The sequence below is a fragment of the Marinobacter shunpengi genome, from assembly GCF_045449695.1.
Lineage (GTDB): Bacteria > Pseudomonadota > Gammaproteobacteria > Pseudomonadales > Oleiphilaceae > Marinobacter.
The window spans coordinates 50,482-62,704 of record NZ_JBJJKZ010000006.1; the positions used below are offsets into that span (position 1 = coordinate 50,482).

Consider the following 12,223-nt stretch of genomic DNA (forward strand, 5'->3'; position numbering starts at 1 on the left):
CCCTGTCACTCGCCCCGGAACAGGCGCATCAGGCCGGCGGTTGAGCTGTCCAGGCCGTTATCGCTGATACCTTCGTTAAGCTGCTGGAGGATGGGCTTGCCCAGTTGCTTGCCCAGTTCCACCCCCCACTGGTCAAAGGAATTCAGGTTCCAGATCACTCCCTGCACAAAGGTGCGGTGCTCGTAGAGGGCCACCAGGGCGCCGATGGTTTCCGGCGTGGCCTTGTCGAATACCAGGGTATTGGAGGGCTTGTTGCCGGGGATCACCTTGTGGGGTACCAGCCGCTCCACCTCCTCCGGTGGCAGTCCCTGGTCCTGCAGTTCCGCCCGGGCCTCGGCTTCCGTCTTGCCCTGCATCAGCGCCTGGCTCTGGGACAGGCAGTTGGCGTACAGGGTGGCGTGGTGGTTGGCTACCGGGTTGTAGCTTTCCAGGGGGATAATGAAATCCGCCGGTGACAGCACCGTGCCCTGGTGTAGTAACTGGTGGTAGGCATGCTGACCATTGGCGCCGACGCCGCCCCAGATCACCGGGCCGGTGGCATAGTCTACGGGGTGCCCGTTGCGGTCCACGCGCTTGCCGTTGCTCTCCATATCCAGTTGCTGGAGATGGTTGGGTAACTGCTTAAGGTATTCGTCGTAGGTGAGGATGGCGTGGGAGTCCGCACCCCAGAAGTTCACGTACCACACCCCCAGCAGGGCCATAACCACCGGCATGTTCTCTTCGAGCGGCGCCTGGCGGAAGTGCTGGTCCATGGCCCGGGCGCCGGCCAGCAGGCGGCGGAAGGCGTCCATGCCCAGGGTCAGGGCAATGGGCAGGCCAATGGCGGACCACAGGGAGTAACGACCGCCGACCCAGTCCCACATGGGGAAGATGGCGTGATCCTGTATGCCGAATGCCCTGGCCGCCGCGCCATTGGCGGTCACCGCCACGAAGTGGTGTCCCAGGTCGGCCTCGCTGGCGCCGGCATCCAGCAGCCACTGGCGGGCAAGCTGGCTGTTGGCCAGGGTCTCCTGGGTGCCGAAGGACTTGGACTGCACCAGGACCAGGGTGGTCTCCGGATTGACCTGCCGCAGCACTTCACTGATATCGGTGCCATCGATATTGGCCACGTAATGGCAGTGCACGCCGTTCCGGGTCAGGGGCCGGAGGGCCTCGGTCACCATGCAGGGACCCAGGTAGGAGCCGCCGATACCGATGGACACCACGTCCGTCAGGGCATCGCCCCTGAACCCCGTCAACTGGCCCTGGTGAACCTGCTCCACGAAGGTTTCCATGCGGTCGAGGGTGGCCTGCACCTCGGGCACGATATTCTCGCCGTTGACACGGATGTCGCTGTCGGCGTCAGCCCGCAGGGCGGTGTGCAGGGCGGGACGGTTTTCGGTGTTGTTGATGGCGGCACCGGAGAACATGGCCTCGGTGGCCTCCGGCAGACCGCAGGCCCGGGCCAGGGCCGTCAGCAGGGGCAGGGTGTCGCCACGGATGCGGTTCTTGGCGTAGTCCAGCCTGAGGCCGGCGGCCTCGATGGAAAAGCGCCGGAATCGCTCCGGGTCCTCCCGGAACAGTGTCCGCATATGGGTTGTCGCGAGTTCGGCCTGGTGCTCACGCAGCGCCAGCCACTCCGGTTTGCGGACCAGGGGTGAACTTTCCTTTGCCATGTCGCTTCCTTTCGCTACAGGGAGTCAGCGTTCAACTGACAGGTTGTCTATCAATCGCGTGGTTCCCAGGAACGCTGCCGCCAGCACGGTAAGCTGACGGTCTCCGGGTACTGCCGGTTTCAGGGTCAGGCTGTTGACGATGTTGAAGTAGTCCGGGCGGAAGCCTTCGTCGGCCAGGGTGTCGCGGGCGGCCGCTTCCAGACCGGCAAAGTCGTCGTTGCCACCGGCCAGGGCCCTGCCAGTCTCCGAGAGGACCCGATGCAAGGCCGGTGCCACCTTCCGTTCCGAGGTGGACAGATAGCCATTGCGGGAACTCATGGCCAGGCCATCGCTCTCCCGGATGGTGGGCAGGCCAATGACATCCACCGGGATGAACAGGTCCCTGACCATCTTGCGGATCACCGCGAGCTGCTGGAAATCCTTCTCGCCGAACACGGCCACGTCCGGCTGTACCATGTTGAACAGCATGGAGACCACGGTGGCCACGCCATCGAAGTGGCCGGGGCGGCTTGCACCGCAGTGGCCCTCGCTCACCTCTGGTACCGCCACCTGGGTCTGTCGGGCCAGGCCGTCCGGGTAGACTTCCTCCACCGTGGGGGCAAACAGCAGGGTGTTGCCCTCGGCCTCCAGCCGGCGCTGGTCTTCCGCCAGGGTGCGGGGGTAGGCATCCAGGTCCTCGCCGGCGCCGAACTGCATCGGGTTAACGAAGATGCTGGTGACCACCACATCCGACGCTTCCAGGGCCCGGCGCACCAGGGCCAGGTGCCCCTCGTGGAGGTTGCCCATGGTGGGCACCAGCCCCACCCGCTTGTCCTGGGCCCGGTAGCTGCGGATAACGGCACGCAGTTCCTTGATGGTATGTACGGTACGCATTACTTGAACGTATGCTCCTCGCCGGGGAAGGTGCGTTCGCGGACGGCCTTGACGTAGGCCTCGATGGCGCCGGGAATGCTGCCACCTTCGGCCAGGAAGTTCTTGACGAACTTGGCCTTGCGGCCTTCGGGAATACCCAGCATATCGTGGAGGACCAGTACCTGGGCGTCGGTGTCCTTGCCTGCACCAATACCGATCACGGGCGCGGTCACCGCCTGGGTGATGCGGGCGGCCAGGGGCGCCGGCACGCATTCCAGCAGGATGATGTCGGCGCCGGCGGCCACCAGATCGCTGGCGTGTTCGATCATCAGCTCCGCCTGCTTGTCGTCACGGCCTTGCACCTTGTAGCCACCGAACTTGTTGACGAACTGCGGGGTCAGTCCCAGGTGGGCGCATACCGGCACACCGCGCTCGCTGAGGGCGGTGATGGTGTCCTTCATCCAGTCGGTGCCCTCGAGCTTCACCATGTGGGCGCCGGCCCGCATCAGCTCGGCAGCATTGTCCAGGGCATCCGGGATGGTGCCGTAGGTCATGAACGGCATGTCGGCCATGATCAGGGAGCCACGGTTACCAGCGGCCACGCAGCGGGTGTGGTAGCAGATTTCCTCAAGGGCAACCGGCAGGGTGCTGTCATTGCCCTGCAGCACCATGCCCAGGGAATCGCCGATCAGGATAACGTCCACGCCGGCTTCACTGACGACCTGGGCGAACGCCGCATCGTAGGCGGTGAGGACCGCAAAAGCCTCGCCCTTGTCCTTGTAGTCACGCAGGGTATTGATGGTAACAGCCATAAAAGACGCCTTTGCTGGAAAGTGGCGGGTTGAGCGTTCTGTTCCGGGACCTTACGGCAAGTTGCTGTGGTCCAGAGTTTTTCAGAGGCTCCCTAAGGTTAATGGCGGGGCGGGGGCGAGGCAAGAGGCGCGCCGGCCACCGGCTCCAGTCGCTGCAGATGGTTATCGGTGCATTCGTCAAGCAGTTGCTGGCAGCGGCGCCCGTCGGGCAGGGCGACATCGCGGTCAATGTCCAGCATCGGGCGCAGCACAAAGTCCCGTTCAGTGACGCCGGGGTGGGGCACTGTCAGGCGGTCGGTGGCGATTATCTCTTCGCCATAGAGCAGCAGGTCCAGGTCCAGGGTCCGGGGGCCCCAGTGGCGCAGCCGTACCCGGCCGTGGTCCTGCTCCAGCCGTTGCAGGTGGTCCAGCAGGTCGTGGGGGGACAGGCTGGTTTCCAGGAGCGCCACGCCGTTGACGAAATCCGGCTGGTCCTGTGGGCCCATGGGTCGGCTGCGATAGAAGGGGGACTGGTCGAGCAGGGTGGACCGGGGCAGGGTTGCCAGGCCTGTCACGGCCCGGGCCAGTTGCTGTAGCGGGTCTTCCAGGTTGCTACCCAGACCGACCCAGGCCCTGACCCCGTTGCTCATCCGTCCTGCCTCTGGGGGGCGGGCTTGCGGCGCCGGCGCCGCTTGCGAGGCCCCTGTTGCCCCAACTGGCTGAGCATCCGCTCCCGCTCGCGGTCATCCGCCTCCTGGAAGTCGGTCCACCACTGGCCCAGGCCGGGTTCGATCTCACCAGCGGCCTCGCGGACCAGAAGGAAGTCATAGGCGGCCCGGAACCGGGGGTGCTCCATCAGGGCATAGGCACGCTTGCCCTGGCGCCTGGGCAGGCGCATCTGCAGTTCCCAGATTTCCTTCATGGGACCGGAGAACCGCTTGGGAATGGAGGTAGCCTGCACCTGCCGGCCAATCACCTTGCTGATGGACTGGTGCAGGGCCGGCTGTACCGGCTCGCCATTGTCCTGGCGGCGCTGCCATTCCGACTGTAATGCCGGCCACAGCATGGCGGCATACATGAAGTAGGGAGTGACCGACTTGCCCCTTCGGAGCCGGTCGTCGGTGTTCTGCAGGGCCTTGAGTATCAGGGTGTCCGGCTGGCCCTCATCAATGGCCCGGACGGTTTCCGGGAACAGCGGTGCCAGCAGGCCATACTGTTGCAGCAGGTACCAGGTGGCCTCGCCGTAACCGGCGGAGAACAGCTTGAGGACCTCCTCAAACAGCCGGGCCGGGGGGATGTGGGTCAGCAGCGGTGCCAGTTCGCGGATGGGGGCTTCGGTAACCGGTTCGATGGTGAAGCCCAGCTTGGCGGCGAATCGTACCGCCCGCAGCATACGCACCGGGTCCTCACGGTAGCGGGTCTCCGGGTCGCCGATCAGCCGGAGCTGGCGGTTGTTCAGGTCGTCCATGCCGCCGGCGTAGTCGATGACGGTGAAATCGCGGATGCAGTAGTAGAGGGCGTTGACGGTAAAGTCCCGCCGCAGGGCATCCTCCTCCTGGTTGCCATAGACGTTGTCGCGCAGCAGCAGACCATGCTCGTTGGTCCGGCGATCGTCGTCATCGTCGGCGTCGTCCGTGTTGGCATTGCCACGGAAGGTGGTGACTTCGATAACTTCACGCCCGAACAGCACATGAACGATGCGGAAGCGTCGGCCAATCAGGCGGGAGTTGCGAAACAGCTCGTGTACTTCCTCGGGGGTGGCATCGGTGGCGATGTCGAAATCCTTGGGCTGTTCCCCCAGCAGGATGTCGCGAACGCCACCGCCTACGAGGTAGGCCTCATAGCCGGCCTTGTTGAGCCGGTTGAGCACCTTCTTGGCCGGCTCGCTGATCATTGAGCGCGAGACGTTGTGCTGGTCCCGGGGAATTTCGCGGCGCTCGTAAGCCGGCTCCATCGGGGCTTTGGGAGCAAGCAGGGCGCGAACTTTTTTCTGTATGTTTCTCAGCATTGAAATCCATGAACGGCGTATCGGCAGCCCGGAGCCGGGGCGTGCCATGGTTTGACGTTGCCTGGGCTGGCGCCGGAATGTCGCGGGCACCATCCTCGCAGGAGGGAGAGTTTAACGGTTTGCGCAGGATTTGCCCATGTTGGTCTCGGTTTCGGACAGAGGGAGTACGCCGGCCAGATAATCAAAAGGCGGGAACGCTTGCGCGAACCCGCCTTGGAAGAGTAGACGATCTGCATTGTTTTTGTTGTTTGCGGTTTTTTTTATTGGCAGGCCAGTTGCCTGCTTTGACCTCAGGTGAGGCCCGAATCCTGTAAACGGAACGCTTTGAATACAGAGAGCGGTAGTGACTATATGATCACCTTGGGCAGCGGCAGCGACGTCTGGAAGACGTTTCTTCTCTACTACTGCGGTTCTCATAAAGCCAAGGCACCACTAAAAAGCTCAGCACCCAAAACACTCAGTTCACTCACGCCCTGTGCTTGTTTTTGTTACCGGGCGCTTTTTCTGCAGCTTTTTGTTCTTGTTGTTGGCGCTGCCCTGTCACATTGTTTTTGTTGTTGTGCGCTCTAGTTAAAGCAGTGCTTGTGCCAGTTTTTGCAAATCCTTTAAAAACAGTAGGTTGTGATTTTTTAATGGGTTTTAGGAATAAAAAAATACCGCTTAGTGTTACTCATGTCTCGGTTATCCATTATGTCGTGTTTCGTGCGGTAACACCGGGTAACACCCGGGGTGTTACCGGCGAGGTAACACTCGGGAAATTGAGAGGTAACACCTGCGTGGCCATGTAGGGCCCTGGGAACGAGGGAGGGGCGGAGTTAGGGAGGGGGCGGTCAGCTTTTCTTGCGGGGAATACCCAGGCGCTGGCGGCGTTCCCACAGCGACTTGCGGCTGATGCCCAGCTTCTGGGCCAGCTCGGTCTCGCTCATGCGGTCCTGGTTCTCCAGTACGAAATGCTGGAAATAGTCCTCCAGGGACAGGTCGCTGCCGCCATCGGATTCCCGAGAAGGAGGCGGTGTCTGCTCATTGTTACCCTCCACCAGGCTGCTGGGGATGGCGTAGTCATCGCCGGTTTCGATATCCAGGTCGAGCTGGTCCGGGGTGATGACATCGCCGTCCGCGAGGATGGAAGCCCGCTCTATGGCATTCTCGAGTTCCCGCACGTTACCCGGCCATCGGTGCCGTTCCATGGCCTTCATGGCTTCCGGGCTCAGGCTGAGGCCGGGCTTGTTCATCCTGTCCGCCTGCCGTGCCAGGAATCGCCTGGACAGCCCCAGCACATCCCCCTGGCGTTCCCGTAGTGGGGGAATGCGGATCTGCATGACGTTCAGGCGGTAATAGAGATCCTCCCGGAACTCACCGGTGCGGGTCATGGCCTTCAGGTTACGGTGAGTGGCGGCGATCATCCGCACGTCAACCTGGCGGCTCTGGGTGGAGCCCACCTTGCGGATTTCCCCCTCCTGCAGCACCCGTAGCAGCCGGGCCTGGGCTTCCGGGGGCAGTTCACCAATCTCGTCGAGGAACAGGCTGCCGCCGTCGGCGGCTTCGATCAGGCCGGTGCGGCCGGACACGGCACCGGTGAAGGCACCCTTTTCGTGACCGAACAGTTCCGATTCGATCAGGCTCTCGGGAATGGCGGCGCAGTTCACCGAGATCAGCGGATGGTTGGCCCGCGGCGACAACAGGTGCAGGGCGCGGGCGGCCAGTTCCTTGCCGGTGCCGGACTCGCCCTGGATCAGTACCGTGGTTTCCGTGGGAGCGACCTTGCGGATCAGTGTGAATACCCGCTCCATGGCGGAGCACTCACCGTACATGATCTCCGCCGGGTCACCGCTGTTACCGCCGGATGCGCCTGCATCGGCGGTGTCGCTGTCCGGCTGTCCGACGCTTTCCGCGAGGATGCCTTCCACCGCGGACAACATCTCGTCGTGATCGAAGGGTTTGGCAATGTATTCCACTGCCCCTTTCTTCATGGAGTCCACCGCCGAGCGCAGGCTGGCGTAGCTGGTCATGATCAGCACCGGGACGCCGGACGCCTGGCCGATCAGGCTGGTGCCGGCTTCCCCGGGCAGGCGCAGGTCGGAGATGATCAGGTCGAAGGCGTTCAGGTCGTACTCGCCGGTGGCACCTTCCACCGACTCGGCCACGGCCACGTCGTAGCCATTGTGCTGGAGCAGCTTGCGCAGGGCAGCGCGGATAATTTCTTCGTCTTCTACAATCAGTATGCGATGCATCGTATCTGTCATGACCCTTGATAGTCCCCCTCACTGCCGTCGTCGCTTTCGGGCTCGTAGGCGGGCAGTTTCAGCCGCACCAGAGTACCACGCCCGCTCTCCCTGTCGGCGGGACTTTCCACATTAATGGTGCCGTAGTGTTCCTCGACAATGCTGTACACCAGTGACAGGCCAAGGCCGGTGCCCTGGCTGGCGCCCTTGGTGGTATAGAAGGGCTCGAAGATATGATCGAGCTGTTCCGGGGGTATGCCTGACCCTTCGTCGGCGATTTCGATAATAGCGGAGTATTCGTCACGGTTTCCACTGACCCGGATCCGGCCGCCATCCGGTGACGCATCCCGGGCGTTGGCCAGCAGGTTGACGAAGACCTGCACCAGCCGTTGCTCGTCGCCCAGGACCAGCAGATCCTCCGGACACTCGTTGATGTAGTCAAGCCCTCGCCCCTTGTCGCTCAGGGACAGCAGGTTCACGGACTCGTCCACACAGCGGCGGATACCCACGGGTTCGTACCGGTTGGCCTGGGCGTGGTTGCCGGTGCGGGCGAAGTTCATCAGCGACTGCAGGATATTGGAGATGCGCCGGGTCTGCTGCTGGATCTGGTCCGCGGTTTCCAGGATGTCGGGGTTGTCGGTTTCCAGTTTCAGGTTCTGGGCCAGCGAGGAGATGCCGGTGACCGGGTTGCCCACCTCATGGGCCACCCCCGCGGCCAGCCGACCTACCGACGCCAGCCGTTCACTGTGCATCAGTTCGTCTTCCAGCAGCCGGGTTTCGGTCTGGTCTTCCACCAGGATAATGCTGCCGCCCTCGGGGTGGTCCGGCCCCGCCAGGGCGGCCTTGTGCAGGTTTAGCCAGTGGGGGCGACCCCTCAGGTCCAGGCGGTGCTTGTAGCGGCGCAGGTCCGGGCCGTGGACGAATTCTTCCATCAGGTCCCGCCAGTGGGCGGGCAGTGCCTGCAGGCGGGCCCCGACCACCTCGTCGGCGGAAATGCCGGTGAGTTCCGCGATGGCCTGGTTCCACATCAGGATCTCGCCGTCGTCCCCCACCGAGCAGGCCGGTATGGGCAGGTTTTGCAGGGTCTGCCGGTAGTGCCGGCGCAGGTTGTCCAGTTCGCCGGCGAGGCCGGTCAGGCGGTTCTCGTATTCCCCCAGGGCCCGCTCCACATACTGGATATCCTGGGCGGTGCGGCTGCTGGCCGCCATGGGTTTGAAGCCCAGATGGCGCTGTACCAGGTCCTGAGCCACCGAAGGGCCCATCAGCCCGGACAGGTTAATCTCGATCTGGTCCCTGAGCCGGCGGAGTTGGTAGGGGCGGTATTCCACCGGCGGCAGTTCCAGTTGTTCCTGGGCCCGGACCACTTCCCGCTTGGCCACGTTGTAACCCAGGGGTTCGGCCAGGTGCCGCACGAATTCCGATGACGAAGTGGCGATCAGTTCCCGCCGCTGTGGCCGGGACAGGGCGCCGAGGGAGCAGGCCTGGGCCGCGCTGATTTCTTCCGGGCTGGTCCGGCTGACAATGGAGACCAGGGCAAAGGTGACGATGTTCACGCCCAGGCTGATGAAGGTGAAGATGGGCCAGTTGTCGTATTCCGGGGTAACGGGCAGGACCGTGATCCAGTCCAGCGGGTCGGTGGCCCGGGACAGTGGCAGTACCAGGGTGGTGGCCCACAGGGTGAGCCCGGCGACCAGACCGCTGATCAGGCCCTTGCGGTTGCCCTCCGGCCAGTAGATCACACCCAGGGCGCCGGGCAGGAGTTGCAGCACCCCCGACAGCGACAGGATGCCCAGGGTGGACAGGTCCAGCTCACGCCCCAGCAGTTCATGGAATAACAACGCCGCGAAGATGATAACGGCAATCAGGAAGCGCTTGGTCCAGCGCAGCCAGCGGTAGATATCGTCCTGGTCCCGGGGCGTGCGCAGGGGCAGTACCAGGTGATTCAGCACCATACCGGCCAGGGCCAGGGTGCTGACGATCATCAGGCCGCTGGCGGCGGACAGGCCGGCCACGTACATCAGGATGGTCAGCCATGGGCTCCCCAGGGCCTGGGCGGTGCTGATGGCGAACATCGCCGGTTCGTTGGTCACCGGCATGGCCATGCCGCCCCAGAGGATCAGGGGCACCGGCAGACCCAGCAGCAGCAGGTACAGCGGCAGCCCCCAACTGGCCCGGGACAGGGCGCGGGGGCTCGGGTTTTCGCTGAAGATCATATGGTACATGTGGGGCAGTACCAGGGCGCCGGCGAACGACATCAGCATCAGCGCCCGCCAGCTTCCGTCCTCGATCTTCAGCGTGAGGGCGCTGACCCCGGTGGAGGGCAGCGCCAGCCATTGCTCCAGGCCGGCGAGGCCGTCGAACACCGAGAACAGGATGGTGGCCCCCAGCAACAGCATGGCCCCGAGCTTGACCAGCGAGTCGAAGGCGATGGCCACCACCAGGCCCTGATGGCTGCCGGAGGTCTGGTCCCGGCGGGAGCCGAACAGCATGGCGAACAGCACCACGATCAGGCTGAACAGGATGCTGATGGCGTTTGGCGAAGCGTTGGGAGTGAGCAGGCCGGCACTGTCGGATACCGCCTTGATCTGCATGCTGAGCAGGGCCATCAGCGACATGCCGGAGGTGATGGTCACCAGGGTGCCAGCCCACTGGCTGCGGTAGCGGAAGGCAAACAGGTCCGCCAGCGAGGTGAGCTGGTAGGCCCGCCCGATGCGCATGATCGGGTTGAGCAACACCGGTGCCAGCAGGAAGGCGCCACTGATACCCAGGTAGTAGGCGAGGAAACCATAGCCATACTCAGCGGCGACTCCCACCGCACCGTACACGGCCCAGGTGCCGGCATAGACGCCCAGGCTCAGGGTATACACCAGCGGGTGTCGAACCCAGCGGCCGGGCAGCCGGCCACGTTCGGTGGCATGGGCAATGCCGAACAGCGTCAGCAGGTAGGCCAGGCTGATCAGCAGCAAAACCGGCAGGCTAAAACTCATTGGGGTCCCGTTGCCATTCCAGCCACACGCCGACGGCGATCAGGCTGCTCCAGAAAAGGTAGGGGGAGTACCAGGCGTTATCCGGTGAAACCCACCAGTCCAGGATGTTGGGTGAAAAGATGTAAACAGCCAGAACCAGTAGGAAAACCAGGCGATAGATATACATCAGATGTTTATCCGGGCCGTTGATGTCCGGGGTTATACCATGGGCCGGGGGGCACTGTCAGGTTGGTTGCCAATCCCGCGCGGACTCCCGGGATTATGGTTCCCGGCTGTGTTCCAGGGGGATGGCATCCAGTGCCCAGTGTTCCGTGGCCCAGGCCAGCACCTGCGAGGGAGTATCGGACGCCAGTGCCCGGGGTGGTCGCTGGCCCAGTGACGCCAGGGCGTGCCAGAGGTTGCGGGCCGGCTGGCTGTCATCCACCGCCGGCGCATGGTTCTGTTTGCTGAGCTTCTGGCCCTGCTGGTTGAGGACCACGGGAATATGGGCCCAGCCGGGAAGGGTGCCCGCCAGGGCCCGGAAGATCTGCCGTTGCTGGGCGGTGGTTTCCAGCAGGTCGGAACCACGGACCACATCGGTCACGCCCTGGTCGATATCGTCCACCACCACGGCAAGCTGGTAGGCCACGAACCCTTCCTTGCGGATGATCACCGGGTCGTCCACCTCGGCGCGGACGGACTGGTGCTGCCCGCCCAGGATACGGTCGTGCCAGTGGGCGTGTTCGTCGTCCAGGGCAAAACGGATGGCCAGGGGGCGCTCACCCGGGGTGTTTCCGCCTTTACGGCAGTGGTAGGGGTGGCGGCCGTCGTTGACCTTCAGTTCCTTGCGGGAGCAGCCGCAATAGTAGGCCCTGCCCCGATCCACCAGCCGGTCTGCCAGTTGTCGGTAGGTCTCCAGCCGTGATGACTGGTAGCGGACATCGCCGTCCCAGTGAAGGCCGTGGGCCGCCAGGCTGTGCAGGATCTGTTCGGTGGCTTCCGGGCTTTCCCTTAGCGGGTCCAGATCCTCGATCCGTACCAGCCACTCACCGTTGCGGGTGCGGGCCTCCAGATAGCTGGCCAGTGCAGTGACCAGTGAGCCGAAATGGAGGGGGCCGGTGGGCGAGGGGGCGAAACGCCCGCGGTACGCCGGAGTGGTCATGTAGGGAATCCCTGCGTGAGGGCCGTTTGACCCTCACGTTGAGTTGCGCTGGCGTGATCAGATGCCGGTCTGGCGCTCGCGGATTTCCGCCAGGGTCTTGCAGTCGATGCACAGGGTGGCCGTGGGGCGGGCCTCCAGGCGACGGATGCCGATTTCCACGCCACACTGGTCGCAGAAGCCGTAGTCGTCCTTGTCGATGCGGTCGATGGTCTTGTCGATTTTCTTGATCAGTTTCCGTTCCCGGTCACGGGTACGGAGTTCCAGGGAAAATTCTTCTTCCTGGGAGGCGCGATCGCTGGGGTCGGCATAGTTGGCGGCATCTTCCTGCATGTGATGCATGGTGCGGTCGACCTCTTCCATGAGCTCCTGCCGCCACTGCATCAGCAGGTTGCGGAAGTGTTGCAGCATCTCGGGGCTCATGTATTCTTCACCCTTCTTCGCTTCATACGGGGTGAAGTTGGTAAAGCGCTCGCGTGTCTGTTCTGCGGTATTTGCCATGTGACCTGGCCTCTTTATGAAAACTCCAAAGGGACGCAGTGTTATTGCTTGTGTCTGCGCCCGTCTGAA

Annotated in this window: 10 protein-coding genes; all 10 read right to left on the bottom strand. The window is 63.5% G+C overall.

Annotated features, from left to right (window positions below; all coding sequences use genetic code 11):
- Positions 1-5 precede the first annotated feature (5 nt).
- The 10 genes from pgi to dksA all read right to left on the bottom strand — a co-directional run bounded on the left by pgi (position 6) and on the right by dksA (position 12,154).
- A complete protein-coding gene (gene pgi / locus ACJO2E_RS05080) occupies positions 6-1,655 on the bottom strand; it encodes a glucose-6-phosphate isomerase (protein WP_406962459.1) in 1,650 nt (549 codons plus the stop codon).
- Between the two features lie 24 nt (positions 1,656-1,679).
- On the bottom strand, positions 1,680-2,528 hold the full coding sequence (panC, locus tag ACJO2E_RS05085; RefSeq protein ID WP_406962461.1) for a pantoate--beta-alanine ligase: 849 nt from the start codon (positions 2,526-2,528) through the stop codon (positions 1,680-1,682).
- Positions 2,528-3,319 (bottom strand): 3-methyl-2-oxobutanoate hydroxymethyltransferase, encoded by a 792-nt coding sequence (gene panB / locus ACJO2E_RS05090; RefSeq protein WP_406962463.1) that lies wholly within the window; start codon positions 3,317-3,319, stop codon positions 2,528-2,530. The genes panC and panB overlap by 1 nt, the downstream gene beginning before the upstream one ends.
- A 98-nt stretch (positions 3,320-3,417) precedes the next feature.
- Positions 3,418-3,948 (bottom strand): 2-amino-4-hydroxy-6-hydroxymethyldihydropteridine diphosphokinase, encoded by a 531-nt coding sequence (gene folK / locus ACJO2E_RS05095; protein ID WP_406962465.1) that lies wholly within the window; start codon positions 3,946-3,948, stop codon positions 3,418-3,420.
- Positions 3,945-5,252 (bottom strand): polynucleotide adenylyltransferase PcnB, encoded by a 1,308-nt coding sequence (gene pcnB / locus ACJO2E_RS05100; RefSeq protein WP_406962515.1) that lies wholly within the window; start codon positions 5,250-5,252, stop codon positions 3,945-3,947. The genes folK and pcnB overlap by 4 nt, the downstream gene beginning before the upstream one ends.
- Positions 5,253-6,136: 884 nt before the next feature.
- The gene (locus ACJO2E_RS05105) at positions 6,137-7,537 is read right to left on the bottom strand and encodes a sigma-54-dependent transcriptional regulator (RefSeq protein ID WP_406962517.1); all 1,401 of its coding nucleotides are present in this window, start codon (positions 7,535-7,537) and stop codon (positions 6,137-6,139) included.
- An 8-nt stretch (positions 7,538-7,545) separates the two neighbouring features.
- Complete coding sequence (locus ACJO2E_RS05110; protein ID WP_406962467.1) at positions 7,546-10,515, bottom strand: ATP-binding protein; 2,970 nt, start codon at positions 10,513-10,515, stop codon at positions 7,546-7,548.
- The gene (locus tag ACJO2E_RS05115; RefSeq protein WP_328188831.1) at positions 10,505-10,681 is read right to left on the bottom strand and encodes a hypothetical protein; all 177 of its coding nucleotides are present in this window, start codon (positions 10,679-10,681) and stop codon (positions 10,505-10,507) included. The genes ACJO2E_RS05110 and ACJO2E_RS05115 overlap by 11 nt, the downstream gene beginning before the upstream one ends.
- A 93-nt stretch (positions 10,682-10,774) precedes the next feature.
- Positions 10,775-11,656, bottom strand: coding sequence for a tRNA glutamyl-Q(34) synthetase GluQRS (gluQRS, locus tag ACJO2E_RS05120; protein ID WP_406962469.1), 882 nt, complete (start codon positions 11,654-11,656; stop codon positions 10,775-10,777).
- Between the two features lie 57 nt (positions 11,657-11,713).
- Positions 11,714-12,154: an RNA polymerase-binding protein DksA gene (gene dksA, locus ACJO2E_RS05125; RefSeq protein WP_406962471.1), complete on the bottom strand. Its 441-nt coding sequence runs from the start codon at positions 12,152-12,154 to the stop codon at positions 11,714-11,716.
- Between the last annotated feature and the right edge of the window lie 69 nt (positions 12,155-12,223).